Source organism: Staphylococcus sp. HMSC65H10 (assembly GCF_001839185.1).
Classification (GTDB): Bacteria; Bacillota; Bacilli; order Staphylococcales; family Staphylococcaceae; genus Staphylococcus; species Staphylococcus simulans.
In genome coordinates this window covers 1-24,922 of sequence record NZ_KV840425.1, presented here as the reverse complement: position 1 = coordinate 24,922, position 24,922 = coordinate 1, and the positions used below count along the sequence as shown (strand labels likewise).

At 35.4% G+C, this 24,922-nt stretch carries 26 protein-coding genes and 3 pseudogenes; 7 read left to right on the top strand and 22 right to left on the bottom strand.

What is annotated here, in order from left to right; translation table 11 throughout:
* Nucleotides 1-27: 27 nt before the first annotated feature.
* From tdcB to HMPREF3270_RS12985, 8 genes are all read right to left on the bottom strand, one after another.
* Nucleotides 28-1,068 (bottom strand): bifunctional threonine ammonia-lyase/L-serine ammonia-lyase TdcB, encoded by a 1,041-nt coding sequence (gene tdcB / locus HMPREF3270_RS13015; protein WP_002480046.1) that lies wholly within the window; start codon nucleotides 1,066-1,068, stop codon nucleotides 28-30.
* A 42-nt stretch (nucleotides 1,069-1,110) separates the two neighbouring features.
* On the bottom strand, nucleotides 1,111-2,229 hold the full coding sequence (gene ald, locus HMPREF3270_RS13010) for an alanine dehydrogenase (RefSeq protein ID WP_070849027.1): 1,119 nt from the start codon (nucleotides 2,227-2,229) through the stop codon (nucleotides 1,111-1,113).
* A 321-nt stretch (nucleotides 2,230-2,550) separates the two neighbouring features.
* Complete coding sequence (locus HMPREF3270_RS14365) at nucleotides 2,551-2,691, bottom strand: DUF4411 family protein (protein ID WP_002480048.1); 141 nt, start codon at nucleotides 2,689-2,691, stop codon at nucleotides 2,551-2,553.
* A gap of 53 nt (nucleotides 2,692-2,744) precedes the next feature.
* The gene (locus HMPREF3270_RS14360; RefSeq protein ID WP_256324398.1) at nucleotides 2,745-3,059 is read right to left on the bottom strand and encodes a DUF4411 family protein; all 315 of its coding nucleotides are present in this window, start codon (nucleotides 3,057-3,059) and stop codon (nucleotides 2,745-2,747) included.
* A 51-nt stretch (nucleotides 3,060-3,110) separates the two neighbouring features.
* On the bottom strand, nucleotides 3,111-3,359 hold the full coding sequence (locus HMPREF3270_RS13000; RefSeq protein ID WP_070849025.1) for a hypothetical protein: 249 nt from the start codon (nucleotides 3,357-3,359) through the stop codon (nucleotides 3,111-3,113).
* A gap of 85 nt (nucleotides 3,360-3,444) precedes the next feature.
* The gene (locus HMPREF3270_RS12995) at nucleotides 3,445-4,233 is read right to left on the bottom strand and encodes a putative hydro-lyase (RefSeq protein ID WP_070849023.1); all 789 of its coding nucleotides are present in this window, start codon (nucleotides 4,231-4,233) and stop codon (nucleotides 3,445-3,447) included.
* 209 nt (nucleotides 4,234-4,442) lie between these two features.
* On the bottom strand, nucleotides 4,443-5,903 hold the full coding sequence (locus HMPREF3270_RS12990; protein WP_070849022.1) for an MDR family MFS transporter: 1,461 nt from the start codon (nucleotides 5,901-5,903) through the stop codon (nucleotides 4,443-4,445).
* Between the two features lie 297 nt (nucleotides 5,904-6,200).
* Nucleotides 6,201-7,799 (bottom strand): FMN-binding glutamate synthase family protein, encoded by a 1,599-nt coding sequence (locus HMPREF3270_RS12985; protein WP_070849020.1) that lies wholly within the window; start codon nucleotides 7,797-7,799, stop codon nucleotides 6,201-6,203.
* A gap of 334 nt (nucleotides 7,800-8,133) precedes the next feature.
* Between HMPREF3270_RS12985 and HMPREF3270_RS12980 the strand changes: the two genes are divergently transcribed.
* Nucleotides 8,134-8,838, top strand: a complete 705-nt coding sequence (locus HMPREF3270_RS12980) for an SDR family oxidoreductase (protein WP_070849018.1) — start codon at nucleotides 8,134-8,136, stop codon at nucleotides 8,836-8,838.
* 103 nt (nucleotides 8,839-8,941) lie between these two features.
* Here HMPREF3270_RS12980 and HMPREF3270_RS12975 read toward each other — a convergent pair whose 3' ends face one another.
* Nucleotides 8,942-9,133 (bottom strand): hypothetical protein, encoded by a 192-nt coding sequence (locus tag HMPREF3270_RS12975; protein WP_002480054.1) that lies wholly within the window; start codon nucleotides 9,131-9,133, stop codon nucleotides 8,942-8,944.
* Nucleotides 9,134-9,308: 175 nt separating this feature from the next.
* Between HMPREF3270_RS12975 and HMPREF3270_RS12970 the strand changes: the two genes are divergently transcribed.
* Together HMPREF3270_RS12970 and HMPREF3270_RS12965 are read left to right on the top strand one after the other, a co-directional pair.
* Nucleotides 9,309-10,433, top strand: a complete 1,125-nt coding sequence (locus HMPREF3270_RS12970; RefSeq protein ID WP_070849015.1) for a hypothetical protein — start codon at nucleotides 9,309-9,311, stop codon at nucleotides 10,431-10,433.
* Between the two features lie 219 nt (nucleotides 10,434-10,652).
* Nucleotides 10,653-10,853, top strand: coding sequence for a hypothetical protein (locus tag HMPREF3270_RS12965; RefSeq protein ID WP_002480056.1), 201 nt, complete (start codon nucleotides 10,653-10,655; stop codon nucleotides 10,851-10,853).
* A 65-nt stretch (nucleotides 10,854-10,918) separates the two neighbouring features.
* Here HMPREF3270_RS12965 and HMPREF3270_RS12960 read toward each other — a convergent pair whose 3' ends face one another.
* The 4 genes from HMPREF3270_RS12960 to HMPREF3270_RS13860 form a co-directional block, all read right to left on the bottom strand.
* Nucleotides 10,919-11,779, bottom strand: a complete 861-nt coding sequence (locus HMPREF3270_RS12960) for a hypothetical protein (RefSeq protein ID WP_083326840.1) — start codon at nucleotides 11,777-11,779, stop codon at nucleotides 10,919-10,921.
* 156 nt (nucleotides 11,780-11,935) lie between these two features.
* Complete coding sequence (locus HMPREF3270_RS12955) at nucleotides 11,936-12,676, bottom strand: acetoacetate decarboxylase (RefSeq protein WP_002480058.1); 741 nt, start codon at nucleotides 12,674-12,676, stop codon at nucleotides 11,936-11,938.
* 67 nt (nucleotides 12,677-12,743) lie between these two features.
* Nucleotides 12,744-13,427: a thiaminase II gene (tenA, locus tag HMPREF3270_RS12950; RefSeq protein ID WP_002480059.1), complete on the bottom strand. Its 684-nt coding sequence runs from the start codon at nucleotides 13,425-13,427 to the stop codon at nucleotides 12,744-12,746.
* A gap of 194 nt (nucleotides 13,428-13,621) precedes the next feature.
* The gene (locus tag HMPREF3270_RS13860) at nucleotides 13,622-13,876 is read right to left on the bottom strand and encodes a hypothetical protein (protein ID WP_141763163.1); all 255 of its coding nucleotides are present in this window, start codon (nucleotides 13,874-13,876) and stop codon (nucleotides 13,622-13,624) included.
* A 271-nt stretch (nucleotides 13,877-14,147) separates the two neighbouring features.
* Here HMPREF3270_RS13860 and HMPREF3270_RS12945 point away from each other — a divergent pair, with 271 nt between their 5' ends.
* On the top strand, nucleotides 14,148-15,707 hold the full coding sequence (locus HMPREF3270_RS12945) for a BCCT family transporter (protein ID WP_070849013.1): 1,560 nt from the start codon (nucleotides 14,148-14,150) through the stop codon (nucleotides 15,705-15,707).
* A 248-nt stretch (nucleotides 15,708-15,955) separates the two neighbouring features.
* Here HMPREF3270_RS12945 and HMPREF3270_RS12940 read toward each other — a convergent pair.
* Nucleotides 15,956-16,879, bottom strand: a pseudogene (locus HMPREF3270_RS12940) (osmoprotectant ABC transporter substrate-binding protein).
* 298 nt (nucleotides 16,880-17,177) lie between these two features.
* On the opposite strand from HMPREF3270_RS12940, the gene HMPREF3270_RS12935 reads away from it, so the two are divergent.
* Nucleotides 17,178-17,747, top strand: coding sequence for a hypothetical protein (locus HMPREF3270_RS12935; protein ID WP_070849011.1), 570 nt, complete (start codon nucleotides 17,178-17,180; stop codon nucleotides 17,745-17,747).
* A 225-nt stretch (nucleotides 17,748-17,972) separates the two neighbouring features.
* Nucleotides 17,973-18,827, top strand: a complete 855-nt coding sequence (yidC, locus tag HMPREF3270_RS12930) for a membrane protein insertase YidC (protein WP_023016216.1) — start codon at nucleotides 17,973-17,975, stop codon at nucleotides 18,825-18,827.
* A 98-nt stretch (nucleotides 18,828-18,925) separates the two neighbouring features.
* Here yidC and HMPREF3270_RS12925 read toward each other — a convergent pair whose 3' ends face one another.
* The 8 genes and pseudogenes from HMPREF3270_RS12925 to HMPREF3270_RS12900 form a co-directional block, all read right to left on the bottom strand.
* The gene (locus HMPREF3270_RS12925; RefSeq protein WP_070849009.1) at nucleotides 18,926-19,852 is read right to left on the bottom strand and encodes a DMT family transporter; all 927 of its coding nucleotides are present in this window, start codon (nucleotides 19,850-19,852) and stop codon (nucleotides 18,926-18,928) included.
* A gap of 139 nt (nucleotides 19,853-19,991) precedes the next feature.
* On the bottom strand, nucleotides 19,992-20,153 hold the full coding sequence (locus HMPREF3270_RS14100) for a hypothetical protein (protein WP_176746758.1): 162 nt from the start codon (nucleotides 20,151-20,153) through the stop codon (nucleotides 19,992-19,994).
* Between the two features lie 38 nt (nucleotides 20,154-20,191).
* Nucleotides 20,192-20,446: a hypothetical protein gene (locus HMPREF3270_RS12920; protein WP_023016212.1), complete on the bottom strand. Its 255-nt coding sequence runs from the start codon at nucleotides 20,444-20,446 to the stop codon at nucleotides 20,192-20,194.
* Between the two features lie 716 nt (nucleotides 20,447-21,162).
* Nucleotides 21,163-21,627 (bottom strand): annotated as a pseudogene (locus tag HMPREF3270_RS12915) (protein rep); the annotation flags it as partial.
* A 3-nt stretch (nucleotides 21,628-21,630) separates the two neighbouring features.
* The gene (locus HMPREF3270_RS12910) at nucleotides 21,631-21,981 is read right to left on the bottom strand and encodes a DUF4064 domain-containing protein (RefSeq protein WP_060804077.1); all 351 of its coding nucleotides are present in this window, start codon (nucleotides 21,979-21,981) and stop codon (nucleotides 21,631-21,633) included.
* Nucleotides 21,982-22,019: 38 nt separating this feature from the next.
* Complete coding sequence (locus HMPREF3270_RS14355; protein ID WP_256324397.1) at nucleotides 22,020-22,610, bottom strand: hypothetical protein; 591 nt, start codon at nucleotides 22,608-22,610, stop codon at nucleotides 22,020-22,022.
* Between the two features lie 63 nt (nucleotides 22,611-22,673).
* Nucleotides 22,674-23,036: a DUF4352 domain-containing protein gene (locus HMPREF3270_RS14350; protein WP_256324396.1), complete on the bottom strand. Its 363-nt coding sequence runs from the start codon at nucleotides 23,034-23,036 to the stop codon at nucleotides 22,674-22,676.
* 249 nt (nucleotides 23,037-23,285) lie between these two features.
* The gene (locus HMPREF3270_RS12900; protein ID WP_070463503.1) at nucleotides 23,286-24,311 is read right to left on the bottom strand and encodes a DUF4352 domain-containing protein; all 1,026 of its coding nucleotides are present in this window, start codon (nucleotides 24,309-24,311) and stop codon (nucleotides 23,286-23,288) included.
* 469 nt (nucleotides 24,312-24,780) lie between these two features.
* On the opposite strand from HMPREF3270_RS12900, the pseudogene HMPREF3270_RS13695 reads away from it, so the two are divergent.
* A pseudogene (locus HMPREF3270_RS13695) lies at nucleotides 24,781-24,922 on the top strand (ornithine carbamoyltransferase subunit F); the annotation flags it as partial.

Genomic DNA, 24,922 nt, shown 5'->3' with positions numbered 1-24,922 from the left:
GTTTACCTCCGTTCTGTCTTATTTCGGTTAACCTACTACACCTTCACTAGTATCGGCAGGTTCGAGTAATGTATCAATAATATGTGACACGCGTGTTAAATCGACGTTTCCACCAGACACGAGTGCGACTGTTGTTTTGTTTTTCAACCATTTCGGATCAATTTTACCGCTTAGAATTGCTGCTGTCGGTAACGCACCGGCTCCTTCTGTGATAATTTTTGCGCGTTGCATTAAGTGACGCATCGCATTAGAAATCTCATCTTCAGTCACTAAGATAAATTCATCAACTAATTTATCTGCGACTTCATATGTTTTTTCACCTGGAATTGCGACTTCTGTACCGTCCGCAATGGTATGTGCAGTAAATTGTGACGTAATCTTACCTTGTTTCACAGATTCTGCCATACCATGCACATTCTCTGCTTGTACGCCAATGACATGGATAGACGGGTTGAATGATTTTAATGCGGTCGCAACACCTGAAATCAAACCGCCACCACCAACAGGTACAATCACCGTGTTGACGTTCCAAATACTGTCTAAAATTTCAAGTCCGATTGTGCCTTGTCCAGCCATTACTTCATTGTCATCGTAAGGATGAACAATCGTTTTGCCCGTTTCTTTCGCAAGCTGTTCCATATAGAGGCGAGAATCATTGAATGTCTCTCCTTTCAATATGACTTCTGCACCATAACCTCTGGTAGCTTCTTGTTTAGCGATAGGTGCTTCTTCTGGCATAATCACAGTCGCTTTAATACCTAATAACTTACCGGTCAGCGCAAGTCCTTGTGCATGGTTCCCAGCTGACGCGGTAATGATACCTTTTTCTTTTTGTTCTTCTGTCAGATGTAAAATTTTATTCAAGGCACCGCGATATTTGAATGAACCCGTGAACTGCATGTTTTCTAATTTCAAATAAACATCTCCGCCAGTGATATCATTACTTAAGAACATGGATTGGATTAGCGGTGTTTTACGCACGTAATCACGAATCATCATTTTCGCTTCTTTAATGTCTTGAATATTACAATATTTCTCCGTTTGCATTACTGTACTGTTTACTGTCATTTCGCTCTCTCCATTTCTCTTTATATAGGGTAATTATTTCGCTTAATTCATTAATTTATTTAACTCCTCGTAGGATAAGTCATGAGATTGTGCAAGTCCTTCATTCGTCACATGGCCTTTATAAATATTGACACCTGTCGCAAGTACAGGATTATCTTTAATCGCTTGTTCGATACCTTTATTGCTGATTTCTTGTAAGTATTCGATATTGCCTAAAGCAAGTGCCATAGTAGAAGTACGTGGTACAGCACCGGGTTGGTTTGGTACTGCATAGAAGACAACACCGTCTTCAACATAAACTGGATTGTCAATCGTAGTTGGACGGATACCTTCAACTGTACCGCCTTGGTCAATCGCAATATCTACAACGACTGAACCTTCTTTCATAGATTGAATCATGTCACGTATAACGAGTTTTGGTGGTTTAGAACCGGGGATAAGAATTGTTGAAATAAAGACATCCGCTGTCTTAATTTCTTTTGCGAGGTTTTCTTCATTAGATTTAATAACTGTAACGTCTTGACCTTTGAAGTGATCATTAAGCCATGCGATACGGTCATCATTTAATTCGATAATTGAAACTGATGCTTGTAAGCCTAGGCCAATTGTAGCCGCATTGACCGCAGCTGATCCGCCGCCGAAGATAACGACTTTACCAGAAGGAATACCGTCAATCGCATCAATACCTGAAATTAATATACCTTCACCTTGATGTTGCTTTTCTAAATAATATGCGCCCATCAACATAGAACGACGTCCAGCAATGGCACTCATCGGCGCAAGTAAAGGTGCTTGTCCATCTTTCACAATCGTTTCGCCGCCGATTGCGGTAACACCCGCTTCTTGCATTGCCTCTACGGTTTCTTTAGATGATGCTAAATGTTGGAAGCCCCAGATGACTTGTCCTGGTTTGAAAAAATGGAATTCTTTCGCATCCGGCTCTTTCACTTTGACAATCAAATCCGCTTGCCATGCTTCTTCATGATTCACAATAAAGCCGCCTGCTTTCTCATATTGTGTGTCATCAAATCCAGAGCCTGCACCTGCATTATGTTCAACAAGGACACGTTGTCCATCTAATACAAGTTTCTTCACATTTTCTGGGGTGCAAGCCACACGTCCTTCACCTGGTTTAAGTTCTTTAATGATACCGATTTCCATGTTCATCTCTCCTTGTGAATATTTTCACATTTAATTTAACACTTATATACAATAAAGGCAAACTAATTATTAGACGGTTTATAAATAATTCTATTTTTAAACATAATCAGAATATTTTAGTAATTTGTCATCCTTTTATAGTAAACGCTTACATACCATTTGTGACAAACATAATCTATAATGTTAAACCTAAAATGTCACAATTTGTATAATCACTTTTATATCGTAAAATAATTCTATTATTTTAAAATTTACTATGAGGGAAGCATGAAGTGAGTGTTAATGCAGGCATAAAAAAACCCTGGCTTTCGCCAAGGTAATTTATATACTCAAACTAATTTCTTTAAAAAATTGATTCATATCGATACATTCAATATTCAAGTCATCACATATATCTGGAATTTTTGGTGCTTTACTAGGTTGAGAAGTGGATAAGTTAACATTTCTATTTTCGTTAGTCATTATAGTATAGCCTTCTCTTTTAGCGATTGCGATTAACCAAGGGTCGGCAATACTTACATCTCCCCATCCTTTTCCATTCCAGAAATTGCGTCATTTTTATAAAAGTCACTCTCTTGTATATGCGTTAAAATGAATTGCCACTCGTCAAAGTAATCACTATGATTTAAAGTTTCACAACTATAATTGTTAGTTAGCCACTTTTTAAACCAAGGATCTTGATAGTTTTCTTTTAAAACAATATTAGGAATAATCACTTGTTTATTTAGGATTGAAGGTGAATTTTTCCAAAAGCTTGGAAAATAATCATACTTATAATAGCGGTCATAAAAGTCAATATAAATATTGGAGTCAATAATATATTTTTTCATTTTATCTCTTGAATGGTTGCTTTAAGTTCTTCACTTTTAGCCCCTATATCATTAGAACTGATTACCCGAAATTCTAACTTCTCTTTTGGAAGGTTTATTTTTTTCATTTAGCACTAATAAACCTGCTGGAACGTGAATTGTTTTTGCAATTGTAACGAGTTGGTTAAAAGTTGGTTGTACCTCTCCGCGCGTGATGTTTTCTATCTTTTCAACTTTCTTTTGAATTGCAGAGAGAGGGACGCTAGATTCATTGATATAGGCGTTCAAAACTTTTGTATTTATTGAAACACGTTTAACCATCAGCGTTGCCTCCTCTATTAGATTTAATTATTTATATCACGTCTTTTTTAAATGAAGTTAACGTTTAGTGTGCAAAAATCACACCTCAATCACTTAGTTCACTATCCTTAACATCTGTAATAAACATATGTCCAGGCGCATGTGTGATGATTAATTCAGGCTTAGCGTCTAAAGCTACAGATTGCGGTGTCACACCACATCCCCAAAAGACCGGGACTTCATTTTCTTTTATGTGTACCGGCTCCCCAAAGTCTGTTTGATTTAAATCTTTGATACCGATTGCTGAAGGGTCTCCGATATGGATAGGCGTGCCGTGAACATTTTTAAAGTGTGTCGTAATCTCAGTCGCACGAATCGCATCTTTCATAGTCATCGGACGCATACTTACAGTAATATTTCCGTCAAAACAACCCGCAGGTTCAGCAGGTATATTTGTAATATACATCGGTACGTTATGTCCTTCTTCTAGATGACGTAATGGAATACCCGCTTCTAACAACGCATGTTCAAACGTAAAACTACATCCAATTAAAAAGCTGACCATATCGTCATTAAATCGATGCTTGATATCAGACGGTGTCTCTATTAATTCACCATTTTCATATACACGATAAGCCCCTACTTCTGTCGTGATATCCGCATTTTTACCATATTTTGAAAAATTAACTTCCCCTACTTCAGATACATCTAATAACGGACACGTTTTTGGATTTTTAAAACAGAATTTCAAGAAATCATAAGCATATTTTGAAGGTAGAATAACCACATTCGCTTGAATGTACCCCTTAGCCATTCCACTTGTATGCCCCGTTACTTCTTTATTACGTATCATTTGTCTTAATGCTTCTGGTTCCACATTTTGTAAATTTGCCATGTATAAACATCCCCTTTGTTTAAAAAATGGTATTTCTACTAGTTTATCAAAAATACTTAATCATGTGTTAAAGAACATTCAATTGTACACCTGTTACCCACACCCACACTATCATGACCATGTTATTCAGCTGCTTTAAAAGAATTTTAGAACAGAAAAAATCAGCACTTCCATAGCGGAGATGCTGATTTTTATTTAGTGACTTTGTATTATGCAGTTGTATTTGATTCTTGAGTTTTAGGATGTTTCACTTTCTTTTGGCTTTTTAATAAGAACACACTTAAGAATGCGATAACCGCAATAATTACTGTGAACCAGAATGCTGCGTGATAACCGTTCAACATCGCATCTTGTGCAATTTGCGCTTGCATCACTTCTGGTTTAAGTCCTTGATAATCTGCCATATCTGGTTTAAAGATTTTCGCGAAGTGACTCATAATTGTAAAGAGGATCGCTGTACCGATAGAAGCTGAAATTTGTTGCATAGTGTTCGTCATAGAAGAACCATGCGCATTCATTGTCTGCGGTAATTCGTTCATCGTATGTGTCATTAAAGGCATTAAACCTAACTCAATACCGATCATACGAATCGCATACACTGTTGTTAACATTACTAACGATGTTTTAGCATCCATAAAGACGAAATAAGTTGTCGTCACAACCACGATACCCATACCGATAAAGGCTAAAATTTTAGCGCCGAATTTCTCATAAAGGATACCTGATACTACAGACATAATCCCCATCACAATCGCACCTGGTAATAACGCTAAGCCAGATTCTAAAGCAGGTTTGCCCATAATATTTTGAATAAAAATCGGTAATACCGTTTCAGAACCAATCATCGCAATCATCGTAAAGGCCATAATAACAATGCCGACCGCAAATTGACCTTGTTTAAACACTCTGAAATCCAGCAATGGTGTCTCTAAACGTAATTGTCTGATGATAAAGAGTACCACTAACACAATGCCGCCAATAATCGTTGTTAGAACAATCGGGTCATCCCAACCGTCACGTGCGATAGAACTTGTACCATATAATAATCCGCCAAACCCTACAACAGATAAGGCAATAGATAAAATATCAATCGGTACTTTACTTGCCGTACCTACGTTCTTAATAAGTTTCAAACTCATTAGAAATGTGATTACCGCAATCGGTGTTACTACGTGGAATAATGAACGCCAGTGTGAATACTCAACTATATATCCTGATAACGTTGGACCAATGGCCGGTGCTAAGCCAATCACTAAACCGAAAATCCCCATATATTTACCACGTTCTTGAGGTTCAAAGACATCTAAAATCGTTGTCATCATTAACGGCATCATAATACCTGAACCTAATGCTTGTATAATACGCGCAATTAATAATACAGTGAAGTTCGGACTAATGCCCGCAACCAGTGTACCTACTAAAAAGATTAAAATGGATGTCAGGAACACTTGTCGTGTACTAAAGCGCTGAATTACCATCGCTGACAATGGAATCACAATACCGTTTGTCAGTAAGAATCCTGTTGTCAGCCACTGAACTTGTGTATATTCAATATTAAAATCTTTCATAATACTTGGTAACGCTGTCGCAAGTAAGGTTTCATTCAAAATTCCAAAGAACCCGCCAAGCAACATTGTAAAAATCATCCATAATTTGGTTTTGAGTGTCATACTTCATCTCCTCTTCCTTTTCTTCCTCTATTTTCTCAACCTATGTTTATAACGCACTAAATCATACCACACTAAAGTTGAATTACATTTAATTGTTGTTTAAATGTGCGTAAAAAACATAGTGCTTAAATGACCTGTTTACTTATACTTGATGAATGTCGCATTGAAAATTATCCCACACCAAAACCAGCTATTCTATCTACATCATGGGTGTTTTGTAGCTTAACTCGACATCAACAACTAATTATAGACATTAAAAAAAGCTCTCACGCATCAAAGTGAGAGCTTGAATTAAATTTATACAGATACTTTTTGATTAGTATCGACTAATTTTAACTTATAATCATAAATCGACTGTAAGTTGCCGTTCGGATTTTTAAGGATTAAATGATCTTGCGTAATTTCTGTCGGACTTTCGACACCGACAGCCGCTGCTAAGTTGAATAATCCTTCATGTAAACTTGTGATGTAGTTTGTGACACGATAGTTCTTTTCGTTCACAAACAAGCCACGTTCTAATTTAGGGTTTGTCGTTGCCACACCGACTGGACATGTGTTCAAGTGACATTGTTGACTCATAATACAGCCGACACTGATCATCATACCACGTGCGACATTGACTAAGTCTGCACCGAGACCGAGCGCAATCGCAATTTTATCAGGTGTCACCAATTTACCTGATGCGAAGATTTTCATTTTATCGCGAATACCATATTTCTCTAACATGCCTGTCACAATCGGTAAGGCTGTGAATAATGGTAAGCCGACGCCATCTTGTAATTCTTGATACGTTGCACCTGTACCCCCTTCACCACCATCAATTGTGATGAAGCTTGGATATTGTTGACGTTGTTTCATCGTTCTGACTAAGGCTTCAATTTCATCGACATGACTCACCACAATCTTGAAGCCCACTGGTTTTTGTGCCGCTTCTTTCAAATCCATAATCCAATCTAATAAATCATCGTAATTATGAATGAATTCAAAGCGATTCGGTGAATTAATCGTTTTACCAGGTTCAACACTTCTGATTTTCGCAATTTCTTCTGTTACCTTAGCGCCTTCCATATGACCGCCACGTGTTTTAGCCCCTTGTGCTAACTTCACTTCAAAGGCTTTCACTTGGTCGATAGCTGCCTTTTGTTTAAACTTCTCTAAGTCAAACTCACCATTGGCTTTACGTACACCGAATAAACCGGGTCCGATTTGGAAGATAATATCGCCGCCGCCTTTACGATGGTGGTCAGATAAGCCGCCTTCACCGGTAATCATCCATGTACCTGCACGTCCTAATCCCATAGATAATGCGGTAATCGCATTTTTACCTAGTGCACCGTAACTCATACCAGATTGTCCGACTAAACGTTTCACTTTATATGGATATTTTAAATCTTCTCCTAAAACAATCGCATCCTCATCTGACAGATAATAAGGATCAACCTTTTCAGGGTCTCGATGTTCTTCTCGATCAAATAAGCGTTCATTATCAACCTTATAGACAAACGTTGAAATTAATGTCGATTGATCAATACGCATTTCCGCTGCTTGTTTTGGAAACATCGTGTTTTGAATAAAAAAGCCTGTTTCATAATCTGTCTGCGTTCCGAAGCTCGTCATGCGTGATTTGTATTTACCAGCTTTCACGATGTCTGTATATTGACTACGTGAAAATGGTTTCCCTTTGGTGTCCTCTGAGAATAAATATTGACGCAACTCAGGTCCGATCTTTTCGAAGAAATAACGTACACGTGCCAACACAGGATAGTTACGCAACACACTGTGTTGTTGTTGCCGTTTATCTCTAAATAACAATACTAATCCAGTCACCAACAGTCCTATTACGACAAGCGCAATTAAGATGTTGATAATGAATTGAAGAATCGTAAGCAATAACATTATAGTTCCCCTCTCTCTATTTCTCTGCTTATCATGTATTACTTCAATTCCCAGCAGCCCACTCTGCTGAAATTGCACTAAATTTTAAATGTAATCCCATTGTATACCAAATTCCGTCGTGTTTCATCAGTCATTTAGAAAACGTTTACATTTTTGATGCAATATTGCTGAAAGGATGAGAAAAGCCGTTAATATTCTATCATTTTGCTTCAATTTTCGCATTCATAAGTCGCCTTGTATATACTGAAGATGTCGGCTATTATCTTTACCTTAAGTAGAAAAAGGGAATAAAACAATATAAGTGTAAATAAGAGAGAGAAAGGCGGATTTACTTATGACAGAATTGAATAAGAAAGTGGCAGTCATTACAGGCGCAAGCAGCGGTATCGGGAAAGGCATTGCCTTAAAGCTTTCAAATGAAGGCGCAACTGTAGTGCTTGTTGCTCGTGATGAAAAGAAACTAGACCAAGTTTCAACTGAATTGCGTAAAGCAGGCGCAAAAAACTATGAAATTATCAGCGCTGATGTCACAAACCGTGAAGATATTGATTGTGCAGTACAACAAGCTGTAGAAGAATTCGGGAAAGTCGATATTTTAGTCAACAGCGCAGGTCAAATGAAATCGTCTGCGATTACAGAAGGTGAAGTACAAGCTTGGGACGATATGATTGATGTAAACCTTAAAGGTACATTATACGCAATCAATGCGGTCATGCCGCACTTCCAACAACAACAAAGCGGTCATATCGTTAACATCGCTTCAATTTCGGGCTTTGAAGTGACAAAATCAAGCGCGTTATACAGCGCCACAAAAGCAGCTGTACATGCGATTACACAAGGTTTAGAAAAAGAACTCGCAAAAACAGGCATTCGTTCTACCAGCATTTCACCAGGTATGGTCGACACAGCTATGACTAGTGATACAGATTGGGGTTCACGTAAAATGTTAGAACCTAAAGATATCGCAAATGCGGTAGTCTATGCGTTAACACAACCTAGTCATGTCAATGTGAATGAAATTACAGTACGCCCTGTTTAATATACAACTAAACAGCTTTAAACAATGAAAGTCAGGCAACACGCCTGACTTTTTACATATATAAACATATAAGTTGGATCTGTATTCAACGCATACCTTTACTTTAAATTTCCGGTTTGAACAAGATAAAATAAATACTAAATAAGACCAGATATACACCCATGAAAATACCGACACGTTTCAACAAGTATAAGCCTGTATTAGAACGGTTTTTAATGAAGCGATTCGAAATCATGTTTGTGACGATAAAGCTGATAAAAATAATAATGACATAAATCAAAGCTGTCGTATCCATTGCGGTACTCCTTCACATTGTTATTTAGTTTAATGTATCACAACTTGGTGTTGAATCCTATGTAGAATTTCTATAATTAAAGATCAATCCATTTAATCTTTAAAATATTCGTTTTAAGGGAAAGATTGGTATAGAATAGATATAATACAATCTTACAATGCACGGGGTGACGCACATGAATTACTTGGAAGAACAAAAACATAAATATATCGAATTAGCCGAAGCCATCGAATTCCATAATGCCGATTATAAAATAGATGATGTAGAGAAAATGTCTGTTCAAGAAATCTGTACGGATTATGGAAAGTATACGACGTTAAAGGAAAGACAAGTCTTAGAATCTATCTTGAAGTATCATCCTGAAGTCACAATCATTTCAGAAGACAAAGCCGATGAATTAAAAATATTAAGAAGAACAGATTTCATTTATGAAATTGAGAAAAACTCTTATTTTGTAGAAACTGAGTTTTTAAACAACTTCAATAGCCACGTATTCAACCATAAATATGACTCTATTCCACCATTAGATGACGATGAAGAAGAAGCCATTCATGAAATGCGTGAAATAACACAAGCACGTAGAGATTATGAAGATTTCCAACTTGCTGACTTACTAGAGAGATACAATACTGAAGAATTAAAACAAATCTGTCGTGAATTTAAAATTACCGGCTTTTCAAAAGGAAGCAAAAGTGACATCGTTGATTTAATTCAAGATAAATTTACAAACAAAACTTCATTAATGTTCAAACGTCTCACGCAAAAAGAATTGAATTTAATTGCCTACTTTATCGCTGAAGAAAGCAACGTTATTCCTTACACGCATCTTGATGCCTTAAGTGTGAAAACTTTCTTCATTCAAGTGCAAGATGACTATGAAATACTTTATATGCCGATGGATATCTTTGAAGATTTAGAGGACGACTTCGAAGAGAATGATTTGAATCCATTAGACTTCCTTGATGAAGCAGATCGTGAATTATTAGAAGAAATTGAAAAATATCAAAAATTGAATAGCCTGCCGATTAATGAAGATGAAGATATCGATACTGCGATTTCTGCGTTTGTGGAAGCGGGCAAAGATGAAGACATGCGTGAAATGTTTAAAGAAATGTTCGACTTAAACCAAGATAGTGACGATGCGAAAGTTATGAATGCGATTATAGATGGTAAAGTCACATCTCAAGAAGAGTTGGATCAGTTCTTAGAAGAACTGCACAGTAAACCTCAAACAAAAACACATGAACAAAATCATAAATCTTCTGGTAATGTCATTGATTTCAATCAATACCGAAGATAAAGCGATATAAGATAACACAATCATAAATACCTTATAAAGCCAATACTGAAAAGTACAAGCTTTATAGGGTATTTTTCAACTCAAACCTTAAACTTTATTCAACCTTTTACTTTATAATTTCAATTGGATAACGCATTATATCGTGATACACTGTCAGTGAAGTAAGTAGAATTACACTTACATTCAAAGCGCGACACAAAAAATAAAAGGAGCTTAACTATGACAGTCATCAAACAAATTAAAGAAGATATTGAAAAATTATTTGAAGCTGAAAGCGGCTATAAAATCTCAAAAGCTTCAGGTGTTCCCTATCAAACTGTTCAAGATTTAAGAAATAAGAAAACAAAGCTCGAAGATGCGAAATTCAAAACAATTATTAAACTTTATGACTATGCATCAAATAAACAAAGTGAAGCATAATATTAACGATAAAAGAACTTGATTCAACACATGAAAGCTGTCGAATCAAGTTCTTTTTCAATATATTAAACTTCGTCGCCATGTTCATCATATTTTGTCACATCACCGTCTGAATCAATGATATATGAACCGACTAAATTACCTTGTTTGTCTAAAATTGAGAAGCCCCAACCCCCATCATCACGACGTTCTGGTTCTTTGAAAGTATAACGTCTTGTATCTAAATGATGACCTTCATATTCTTCAACTTTATCAATCACATTTTCACGTGTCACCGTTTCTTCTGACTCTTCATCATCCTCATCAATTCCAGGTGGTGTCGCACCAATATAACTTTCAACTAGACGCACCGCTTCTTCATTCCCATCATACAACGGTACCACTTCTCCGCTATTCATAATACGTTGAGATTCCTCGCGACTATAATCTTCTTCTTGCCAACGATGATCTTGGAAATGACTCGGTACAGGATAAATCGTAATCGTACCATCTCCGTTATTTTTATAAACAACATATCCCGCGGCAGTAGGTGTACCTAACAAACTTTGAACACCTTGTTCATATCTAATCGACCCTGGTCCATACATAATCTTTCCTGACAAATCATCATGACTAATAGAGATATCTGCCGGATTTGCGCTTCGATAGCTTGGTAATGCGGCTAACCATACACGCGCAAGATATTCATCACTATTCGGATTTAAGTGACTAAATGCATTGTGTTTAGATTCAGATGCTTTTGAACCTAAATGTTTCTCGTTGTTTTCTTCATTTTTTTGATGATCTTCATGTGTAGATTGTTCTTCTGATTGATGGTCTGTCTTTTCTTGGTCAGATGATGTTTGTGTTTCTTCTTTTTGCCCACAAGCAGTTAATAATAACGACGCTGCTAAGAGTCCAGTACCTAAATATTTAATTTTGTTCATTATGTCCCTACTCTCTCTTTATAATGACTATCATACTTAATATTTAGTATACCTGAGTGGAATACAACTGTATTCATTCTTTACAAAAAAGACATATTCTGTCTATTTGTTTAAAAAAAGAGAAACAAACATCAAAGCTTGTTTCTCCTGAAATACTTATGATTCTTTTAAATAATCATGAATGACTTCCGGACGGCCGAGTCTTAAGTCTGCCAAGATATGTTGTGCATCGACAATTTCTTTGACCGGGAAATCTGCGAGCGGCGCATTCACATGTTCAAATAATTGTAGACGCGCATCACCACGGAATGCTTCTTTAATTTGAATATCTGTAATTTGAGAACGTGTCATTTCAAGTATTCTTGGTGTCCCATCGTAATTTGGTAATTGTTTCAACATGAAGCTTGGTTTGGTAATAAGTTGTTTCGCTTCTTCTGTTTCAATCGGATGGTATTTATAGGTCATCGTTGCTTGTGCAACGCGTAATGAATGATAATCTAATGTACCTACTAATGTATCGTTATCGACATATAATCTTGGTTCTCCGTATTTCTTTGGAAATGTTGAAAGCTCTCTGCCTAACGCAATCGCAGGTTGATTGTTTAAATACATGGATAAGTAGAACTCTCCTTCTTCTCCATTGTATTCTACTGGAATCACTTGTCCGCATTCTGTATATGAACCAAGACCTGTACTATCCGGCATATCAATGACTTCAAATTTGATTAAGTCACTTGTCACTTTTAGCGGTTCAGGTACGACTTCCTTTAGTTTCTCAATATCCGTGCGATACACAATGTTTAAAAATTCTCTATTTCTGAAATGAACATCCACTCTTGAATATGTCGGTGCATTCACAGGTGTTGAAGCTAAGTTCATGAGTTCTTTTTTATTCAATTCTTTGCCTCCTCAATATACTTTGCTTACCTAAGCTTAAAGGCAACAACTTGAATCTTCAATCATTCTATTTTACCGGCACGTCCCAAGTGCTTAAGTTTTCTGCCATATCCCAGAATTTATATTCATAATAACTTGTGCGTACGACAATATCTTCTAGTCGTTTTAAGTCCGCTTCTGAACGTCCTTCTGTCACTTTATTCATCAGTTCAACACAGTCTTTCTTAAATTGTGTAAACTCCTCAGATGAATACATATCTACCCATTTTCGATATAATGGATGATCTTTCGCAGCATCTTGTTCTGCCAATTTCAAACCAATATAGTTGTAACTCCATGTACAAGTTAAAATTGCGGCAATCACATTTTCTACGCCGCCGATTTGCGCCATATTCAACATATAACTTGTATAAGCTGTTGTCGTTTCTGCAGGTTCAGTAGCTTCTAATTCCGCTTCACTAATACCAAATTCCTTCGCATAACCACGATGCAAGTTCATTTCTGTATTCATTGTGCCATCTAATAATTGTGCATACGTCGACATCATATCTAAATCAATGGCTTTCGCGGCACCAATCGCAAATAAACGAGAATACTCAATTAAATAAATATAATCTTGTTTCAACCAATGTTTGAATTTCTCTTCATCCAAAGAGCCGTCAGCTAACCCTTTAATAAATGGATGTTCCATGTAAGATGCCCAAATTGGCTCAACGCGTTCATATAAACGATCTGTAAATAATTGTGTCACTACAAGTTCCTCCTAATTAGATTTGATTCAATATTTTTACTGCTTATCTTTAATCTAACCTATATCGACACAATATACAAAAATACGCCGGCTTGTTTCTAAACACAAGTCGACGCATTCAATTATCATGCTGAATAAAGCATGACTATTTAACATCTTGTTTGCCACCTGAAATAAATTGCGCAATCATTTGTTTAACCAATGCAGCCACAACATCTAGCATCACTATCACCTCCATTGTGTGATAGTTTTAATATTTTATTTGAATTTAAAAGAACATCTTCCATTTTATGTGCTAAAGCTTTGCTCATACAAATAAACAATGGATAGCTTACAGTCTGACATTGTTTTTGGTCTCTGATGGGATGAATTTCAATATTTGTTAAAACCGTTGTAAATGCTTCTTGTCGATTTTGATATTCATTTTCTAAATTTTGTTCCCCAAGCATGTAAAATATTTTTTCAAATTTTTATAATACATCTTCACCCTCTTTTCTTATATACCAGTTTTTTTATTTTACCCCAGCTTAAGTTGGATATAAATTCAAAAAATGCCCTTTTTTGAATTTACAATGATTTTTTCACTTTTTAAGCTACAATTTTCAAGAAGTTGAATTATTTCCTAGGTATGATAGCATAAATACCGTCTTTGCTTTTTTCAATACTCAAATCAGAAAGGATGTTGCAGTTTTGAAGACGACTCATAAAGAGACAAACAAGATGTTTTCACCCGTATTTACTTATGCATCTATACTTGTAGGTTTATTAGTATTAATCGGCGCAATTTTCCCTAACCAATTCGGCAAGGTTTCTGGTGCACTTGGGGCGTGGATTACAGAAACTTTCGGTTGGTATTATATGCTCGTCTTTTCTTTCATATTGGTTTTCTGTATTTTCTTAGTTTTTAGTCCGATCGGCAAATTAAAGCTAGGTAAACCTACAGACAAACCTGAGTTCCACACTATCTCTTGGCTGACAATGTTATTTAGTGCTGGTATGGGGATTGGCTTAGTATTCTATGGGGCTTCTGAGCCTGTATCACATTATTTAACTCCTCCTACAGCTTCTGCAGAAACGAAAGAAGCACTTGCAGATTCATTACGTGCGAGTTTCTTACACTATGGCTTTCACCCTTGGGCCGTTTACGGCATCGTAGCGTTATCACTCGCTTATTTCCAATTCAGAAAAGGCGAAGTCGGTCTTATTTCTAAAACATTACGACCACTTTTAGGTAAACGTGTGGATGGTTTACCAGGTACCATTGTCGATGTTTTAGCAGTATTTGCGACAATTATCGGTGTAGCGGTATCACTTGGTGTTGGCGCGATGCAGAGCAATGGTGGCTTGAATTATTTATTTGGTATTCCAAATAACAAGTTAGTTCAAGGTATTATTATCGCAGTCGTAACTGTACTTTTCTTATACAGTGCATGGAGTGGTTTAAGCAAAGGAATTCAATATTTAAGTAACTTGAATATGATTTTAGCTGCAATTCTCTTTGCGATTTTATTAGTCATTGGTCCAACTTTACTCATCTTAGACATGATGACTTCTGCAACTGGTGATTACTTAAATACTTTAATCTTTAACAGTTTAGACACCGCACCATTAAACCAACAAAAACATGACTGGATGCAGACATGGACAGTTTATTATTGGGGCTGGTGGATGAGTTGGAGTCCGTTCGTCGGTATCTTTATCGCCCGTATCTCTAAAGGACGCTCTATCAGAGAATTCGTTATGGCAGTCTTACTAGTGCCGACAATCGTCAGTATTTTCTGGTTCAGTGTATTCGGTTTAACAGGTATCAGTGTCGGACAAGAACATACTGAAATCTTTAAAATGCCACCTGAAACACAATTATTCGGTATCTTTAATGAATTGCCGATAGGCAGTGTCTTATCCATTATCGCACTCGCATTAATTGGATCATTCTTTATTACTTCTGCCGATTCAGCAACATTCGTTTTAGGTATGCAGACGGTATTTGGTACATTACGTCCAGCAGGATTCGTAAAAATTGTATGGGGACTTGCGCTTTCTGCGATTGCGTATGTATTACTGCTTGCCGGAGGCGAGACAGGATTAGACGCTCTACAATCTGCGGCGATTATCTCAGCCTTACCATTCAGTGTGGTCGTTATCTTAATGACGCTTTCATTCTATAAAGATGCGAATAGAGAGCGTAAAGCGTTAGGATTAACACTCTCACCTAATGAAGAACATACTAAGATTTTACATGCCGCATCTAAGAGACACTCATCAGAAGATCGCTCATAAATTTAACTACATGCGTATCCATACGCTTCAATTTAAGGATAAACAAAAGCAGCACCTTCTCTTCTAATTTGAGAAAGTGCTGCTTCTTTATATTAATAACCTTTATTATTTCTAGAACGCATGATCTGACGTACAATACGTGTGACCAATCGCACAATTTGTCTCACTTGTCTTTGGTTAATTTTAGCCATAATCTACCTCCAATTTTTGTCAGTATAACATGGTCCTAACACAAGATAAATTGATAACTATTTATTTTCGAAATAGTTGTGTTTTTTGAGGAACCTTTCTGCGACTACGGCTGGCTCTTGTTGTTTGCCGTCTGATTGATAATTTAACTCTTGCATTGTTTTCGTAGAGACCTTGCCTTGAAGTTTTTCTAATCAATGTTTAATTTTAGGGTTCTTTCTTAGGAAGTCGTTCTTCGCAAGTGGACTTGCGTCATATGGCGGGAAGAATTTACGGTCATCTTTTAATACTTTCAAGTTATAAGCTGAAATACGACCATCTGTAGTATAACCTAGAGCCACATCTAATTTATTGTTTTTTAAAGCATCATATACTAAGCCGATTTGCATAGGTCGGATACTTTTAAATTTGAATCCATAGGCTTTAGTGAAAGCCGGGTAACCATCGCCAGCACGTTTAATCCAAGTAGAATCTGTACCTAAACGCAACTCGTCTTTATGTTTCTTTAAATCCGAAACTGTTTCAAGATGATATTTGTCAGCCACTTCTTGTGTCACCATGAATGCGAATGTATTTTCAAAACCATACGTATCAAAGAACGTTTGATCATATTGCTTTGTAAAGCCTTTTTGAACAACATCCATAGCTTTCTTGGTGTCAGTAATAGGTTGTTGATTTAACGCTCCTACTAAATCTGTACCTGTATAACGCGTAGAAGAAATTTGCGCATCTCCATTCAATAAGGCGTTATGTTGAATAGTAGCTGAGCCTAAGTTGTTAATAATGGTTGGTTTTACTTTCCCTTTCGTATCATGTTCAATTTGTAGGCGAATCATATGTGCCATAATTTGCGATTCACTTGTTGCGAGTGCAGTAATTTTAACATTTTTACCTGGACCGCCATCTAAGCCAGTTAACCCACATCCAGCAAGTATAAGGACACTTGTTAAAACTATCCCCATTAAATATTTAAACTTTTTCATTACAGCCCCCATATTAATTTCTTTTATAATCATTTTATTTTCACAATTAACCACTACACATTATAAGACATACATTTTTTGTGCATGGCATACCGTTTCTACCTTAACTTCAGTATAACCTCACACAAACGTTAGACTAACCCAGGCGCTTTATTCCTTGTCCTTACAACATTCTTCATCATTTAATCAATCTAGACATGCCTCTCTTTTTTAATTTAAAAGTTATAAAATGACAGTTGATTTTTATTGCATTTTATCTATATACTCATTACATAAAGAGAAAGAGGAGCTTAAAATCATGAAAGTTTATTGGGATTTAGGTGTAGAATTCTTAAGCCAGTTATTTACAGGTAAACTTCCGACTGTCTTTATTATCTTGGTTGTTGTTTCGATACTATTGAATTTTGTCATTGAATATATTTATGAGCGCTTTGAGAAACCAGAAAAGAATATTGTCAGCTCATTTTTGGTACTACTTATTGAAGAAGTAATTGGCTTCGTTATTTTTATCTTTGCGTTTATCGCTGCGATAAAGTTTTTAGATTCAGTTACACTTTCAAATTTAACTGATACGTCTGCGATAGCTTTAGGAGAAATAACACTCGTTAGTTATGTTGTTTTTAGTGTGTTATCTTTCCCCTCTTTATTACTTCAATTTGTTAAATCTAATATTGGAAAGCTCTTAAACATTGTGGGGCAGGTCATTATTGGCGGGTTAGTTTATTATGTGTTGTTTGAAACCTTGCCGATGCCTATAACTTTTGATCTTCTATATACAGTTGTCGCATTATTTATTGTGATGATCTTAAATATCGTTTTATGGTCTATTTCTATCAATACGTTGAAAGATGAAAAAGCAGCAGATTAGTTAATTTGTCACTGTATTGCGTGGTTGTTTATCGTATTACTTTTAGCTAAGTTATTTTATCTTTTCTCTTCTTTAATCGATACAGGTTCTATGTTAGGATTGTATCTTGTAAGTGTATAAGCAATTGTTGTCCTTTTTCGCAACCCTTGTTAAGCGGTTGCTTTTTCAATGACTTCGATACGATGCTTAATTATTTTCAATAAAAAAAGAGAAAGGCAGAGAAAGATGAAAATAAAATACATACTGTTATTGACGTTATCTACAGTACTGCTCGCAGGTTGCGATTATTCAAAGAGTGAAAACCGCAATGGTTTCTTCTTTAATACTTTCGCAAAACCAATGGACAATTTACTACATTGGCTTGGTCATAATTTAAACGATAACTATGGTCTCGCAATTATCGTTATTGTATTAGCCATTCGCTTAGTTATGTTGCCGTTTATGTTAAGCCAAACTAAGAACGGTCAAATCATGCGTAAGGTTATGGATATTGCGAAACCTGAGATGAAAGAAGTACAAGAAAAAGTTAAACGTGCACGTACACAAGAAGAAAAAATGGAAGCACAACAAGAATTAATGGCTGTTTATAAAAAGTACGACATGAATCCAATGAAGAGTATGCTTGGCTGTCTGCCAATCTTAATTCAAATGCCTGTACTCTTCGGTTTATATGTCTCATTAAAATGGCCTTCACATGGCGGCATCACAGATCATCCTCACTTCTTATGGTTCAAACTGACAGAACCTGATGTTTGGATTACAATCATTGCCGGTGCCCTTTACTTCTTACAATCACTTGTCAGCATTGAAAATATGCCGAAAGAACAACGTCAAATGGGTTACATGATGATGATTATCTCACCTATCTTCATCATTTATATCTCATTCACTTCAGCTGCAGCATTAGGTCTTTATTGGTCAGTCAGTGCCATCTTTATGATTGTTCAAATGTTCTTTGCGAACAGATACTACAGTAAAGTTGCGGATGAAGAAGTAGCACGTATTAAACGCGAACAAGAGAAAAAAGAAGATAAACCTAAAAACACGAAAGTCGTTTCTAAGAAGAATAAGAAAAAATAAATATGATGAATTGGCCCGGGAAGTTATTTCCTGGGCTATATTTATATAACAAAAAGAACGTTTCTACTTGTCGTAAAAACGTTCTTTTTAATATGAATTTAGAAGAATCTTAGTAAGACGATGCCTATGAAGATACATATGATTCCTAAAATCTTACGTACATTAATCTTGTTTTTCTTCGCACCTAAAATGCCGAAGTGATCAATTATGACACCCATTAACATTTGGCCCAGCATTCCGACAATAGTCGTCAATGCAGCACCTAAATGTGGCATTAAAACGATATTCGCTGTGACAAATACCACACCAAGTACCCCGCCAATAAAATAAACTGGTTTGATTTTACCTACTTCTGGTTCATAAGTTGATAATTTAAATGAACGATTTACAAACGCTGTAATGACAATTAATGCGATTGCTCCTACAGAGAATGAAATTAATGACGCAAATAATGAACTATGTACTTGTTGTCCCAACTGACTATTGATCGCAGTTTGAATCGGTGGTGCAAACCCAAAGATAAATCCTATGACTAACCATGGTAAGACTTTATTAGCTTTTTCTTCTTTAGGTTGATGTTTAACATAATTCATCACAATGATGCCAATAAATAACAATAAAACACCAATCAGCTTTAAGAATGTGAATGGTTCTATTTTAGCTCCTAACCAACCAAAGGTATCAATCATCACACCCATAATGATTTGTCCAGCAATGGTTATAATGACTGTCAATGACGCACCTAGCCTTGGAAACAGTAATAGATTTCCTGTTAAGAATAAGACACCTAATAGTCCTCCAACGAACCACGTATAATTAAACGATTGACCAGAAAAGAAACTTAATGTGAAGTGACCAGGTGCAATAATCAAGTTTACAATGAATAAAAATAGAGCGCCGACTGAAAATGAGATTGCTGAAGAATAGAATGATGAATGTGTATAGCGTATTAGTTTTGTATTAATAGAAGTTTGTACAGGAACCACCATCCCTGCAACTAAACCCAGTAAAAATAAAAACAGCATGCGCGCCCTTCTTTCCTACAATGATTAAAATAGTATAGCATAACTCAAACCTATTAGAAATCTCTGTTGTAAAATCTCCAATTGTCTCCTTTTTCAACAATTAAAAAGCTGCCAATGCGGCAGCTCCCAATCATTCTTCTTATTTACGTACTAATGCTAAAACACCTGCAACAAGTATTAAAATACCAGATAAAATTCCGAATAAACCAATGAAAATAAAGTTTAGTACGCCTCCTATAACAAGTAAAACACCCATTAAGACACGTTTTTTATTACTTAATTCCAATTGCTTTATTGACAACGATTCTCTGAACCCTTAACAATCACATACCAAAACACTTATTGTTTTTTATCTTTTTCAGGGAAAAACAAAGCTAAAACAAACACAACAAAACCAATTAGAAAACCTAAAACAATAAAACCATTTAAAGCATTATCATTAAAAATTTTAACTATACCGAAGTTCCCTAAATACTCCCAAAGCTTATGATGTCCATAATTTAAGTTTGAAAAATTTAGAATTAAAGCAACTATAACCGTTAAAACAAATACATATAAACCTTCTTTAATACCTTTAATAACTCTCTTTTGCATACAAACCACCTTTACTACTATTTTTAAATCAATTTATACGATACACTATCAATTAATTTTCTTAAAGTCGTTTCCAAATCTCATTATTTTGTTAATATCAAACTATGGAATGTAAAAACACAATTGGGTTGGTAGTCCTAATGCGAAATATAAGTTTTTGTTAATACCTTCCTTCTCAGATCATCCATCATTTCATGAGAAAACAGAGGAGGGACAACATGAAACTCACATTTTTTCATGACGGTCAATTTTTTATTGGATTAATTGAATATACGGAGAATAAAAAATAGGTTTTGGTTAAATATAAATTTGGCACAAATTCTGATAGAGAAACTATTTTAAAATTCATAAACAAAAAGTAAGTCATCTAACAAGAAAATTAATCTAAAAAGATTACAACGCAAGTAGCAAAAGAACAAAAGAAAAGAGTAAGCAAAATCAGTGTCTGATTTTTAGATACTGACCATTTACATGCAAACTAAAATTTTAGATAAAATCACTCAAAAAGTAACTCGATTTTTAGTTCCGGCAAAGGAAGACTTCTGTAAAAAATATCAAATTTTCGATTTGAGACTAATTTTCTTGTAAGAGCATAAGGGGAATATGCATGCATTTAAAAATGTATGATTTGGCGAAGCCAGACATTTCTAGCGGTATAGCGCTTTTCAAAATAAAAAGCACTAACTTTGTAGCTAGTGCTGTAAATTTTTTAAGAATTAATTTTGCTTTTCGAAATTCCAAATTGCAGTAATTGAATAAGCTTTTTCTTCTTCCTCTGTTATTTTTTCATCTTCATTTGTGTGAATTAAATTACCTTCTTCAACATCATCTAAATTCAATTCTTTGTGTTTTTTCTTCAAGAGACCGCCATAACTCAACATACGTTTTCTGTACAAACCTTGTTCTAAATCACTCACAATTTCTGTATCTTTTTCTTTGTTTCCTGTTAAATAATCTGATGACTTCACCGAATATTTTGATGTCTCTTTGATTGCTGCTTGTATATCTGAATCGCCTTTTTTGTTTGGCTTGATCGCTTTAATATTTGCCACAGGTTTATAGTTGACCTTAAGTGCTTTTTGCCATAACTTAACCCATTCTGCTTGAGAAATATAATTATCTTTATTCTTAAAGTAACTGTTTTCAACACATAACAACACATGTATATGCTGATTATAACTGCGTTATTTTCGTAATAACGCTAAGACACCCGCAGCTAAGATTAAAATACCTGCGATGATTCCATAGATACCAATTAAGAAAAAGTCTAGTACACCTGCGATAATGAGCAAGATACTCATTAATACACGCTTTCTCTTAATTAAACAACTAATTATGAATGTCGCTATACTCATCAATATAACGATAATACCTAACGTATAGATATCACTGCTTCCAGCATTTCCGACAGCTTCATTCGCACTTGCGACCATTAATGTGGAAACCCCACCAATAATCCCAAATATACTGCCGACAATACCTAATACAATTTCTGCGATACGGTTTCTAGGTTTTTCATATCTTAATTCATCCATTTTTATAACTCACCTTTAAAACTAAAATTTATTTCTATCTACTCTTCTAACATCGCTTGATCTGCTGCTTCTTCTTGTTTTTGAAGTTCTGCATCTAATTTCGCTTGTTCTTGTGCCTCACGTGCTGCTTGTTCGTCTTGACGTTTCATTTCTGCTTCATAGGCACGTTGATCAGCTTCTTCTTGTTTTTGTCTCTGTGCTTCTTCTCGTGCATCTATTTCATCTTGGCGCTTCATCTCTGCTTCGAATTCTTTATCGATGCGATCTTGATTTTTTTGCCATTCTGCATCTTCACGTTCAAGTTGCTTTTGATATTCTTTATCCCATTCTGCTTCTAATTCATCATAAAGTTTATCAATACGTGCTGCTAAATCGTTGTATTCTTTATTTGTGACACCACGTGTGACGTGGTTCATTCTTTCTCCATCTGTTAATGCGTTATATTCATCTACTAACGCATTGTATTCTTCTGCTGTGTATGGATAATCCTCGCTATCGTCTTCAGCTTTTGTTTTATCTTTCTTCGTATCCGATTGGCTGTCAGCTTCATTATAACTGCCATCTTTAATCATTGCTTGATGAAGGGTCCATTTCGCTTTAACATTTGCAGTTTTAAAATACGTGTCCATTTCTAAGGTATAGACTTTGGCTTCTGGAACATCAAATGTTAAAGTGCCTGTCGCAGTTTTACCTTAGTTTAATTGATGAGAGAAAATACCGTCTGTACCATCTCCGCCAATCCAATCTGGATACGTTTCTCCTCTGACGTTCATTGTAAATGCGCTAGAATCTACAAGTACTTGATCGCTGTTATTGTTTTTAAATTTTAATGTCACTTTTAATACTTTACCGTTATTAGGTGCTTCGTAATCTTCATAATCATTTACATACTCTGCTTTAACTACTCGAACATCTACACCGTCAGCATCAACGATTTGTCCTACTCTGAATGTTTTCATTTCTTCTGTTGCTTTACCTCTTGCTTCTGTACCTTCTATCTTTTCTTCAGACTTTGCGCCACTGCAGGCAACTAATAAAAATAATACACTAATCATCAAAAACCAAAGTCTTTTCATCTTTCTCTCTCCGCTCTGTATTTAGTTGTGAAACGATGACATTTCAATGCATTTATCATCAAATTGTCTTTATAGGAATATTTTATAATACTTTTAAGTAAAAGCAATCTTTTTTCGAATATTTATGAAGTTTTAGTGAATATTTTTTAATTAACACTTTAGAGTATAGGTAATTCAAATTAATACTATGTATAAATATAAAAAAGCCGCCATAGGCAGCTTTTTCAATTATTGTGAATCATCTTGAGATTGATTGTTCGTATTTTGTTGTTTTTGTGCTTCTGCTTCACGTGCAGCTTGTTCATTTTGACGTTGTACTTGAGCTTCATAAGCACGTTGTTCCGCCTCTTCTTGTTTGCGTCGTTGTGCTTCTTCACGCGCATTGACTTCATCTTGGCGTTTCATTTCTGCTTCAAACTCTTTATTGATGCGGTCTTGATTTTTTTGCCATTCAGCCTCTTCTTCTTTTACTGCTTTTTGATAGGCAGCATCAAGCTCTTCTCCATAATCTTCTAGCAATTTATCTACACGATCAGCTAAATCATTGTATTCTTTGTTCGTAACTCCACGTGTGACATGGTTCATACGCTCACCTTTTGTGAAGGCATTGTATAAATCAACTAACGCATTATATTCATCGGCAGAATAAGGATAGTCTTTTTCTTTAGATGCTTTTTTAGAACTTTTCTCTTTAGTATCAGATGCTGCTGCTTTATTTGTATCATTTTGACTGTCACCTTTTTTAATCATTGCTTGGTGGATGTTCCATTTACCTTTAACATTTTTCTTTTTAAACTGCGCATCCATTTCTAATGTATAGACTTTAGCGTCTGGTACATCGAACGTCAAAGATTCTACTGCAGTTTTTCCATGACTGAGTTGATGCGTGAAACTTCCTTCTGAATGATTACCGCCAACCCAGTCTGGATACGTTTCTCCTCTAATCGTCATTGCGAATGCGCTAGAATCCACAACCACTTTTGGTTTATTATTATTTTTAAATTTCAAAGTTACTTGTAATGCTTTCCCGTTCTTTGGTGCATCAATATCACTGTAGTTATTAATGTATTCCGCTTTGATAACTTGAACATCCACACCATCGGCATCTACTATTTGTCCAATTTTGAATGTCTGCATTTGATCAGTGGCTTTACCTTTTTTAATTGTTTCGTCTGATTGATCATGTGATTTCAAACCGAAACAGCCCGCTAATAAAAATAATGCACTGATTACAATTAACCAAAGTTTTTTCATTGATATCTCTCCGCTCTGTCTTAGTTGTAAGTATCATAGATGTCTAATGGAGACATTTATTTTCTTATATAACACTATCTTATATTACTTTTAACCAAAATCAATCTATTTTTAAGTTTTTGTTAAGCTCATGTGAAATATTTTTTATTTCCACGTTTAAAATGCTGAAAGTATAGGAATTCAACGTTTTTCTTTCTATTAATTTTTGTTGATTTTGAACAAAAAAGGGTTAACTTACACGGAATAGGTAATACAAATAAAAGCGAGTCATATATTCATACAAATAAATGAATATTTTTCTTTTTGTTATCGCTAAAAATGCACCTTTAAAGACACCTTATGCATAACGTTAACTTCTTAGACAAATTTAAAGTTATAACTAAATAATTGTGCAAAATTTCATTGACGAAACCAATAGAAAGCGTTTACAATTAATGTGAAATCAATCACATAGAGGAGTTGTATTAGAATGCAAAACTTAAGAAATAGACATTTCCTAACATTATTAGATTTTTCACAGAAAGAGATGGAGTTCCTACTGAACTTATCAGAAGATTTAAAACGTGCAAAATACGCAGGTATTGAGCAACAAACACTTAAAGGAAAAAACA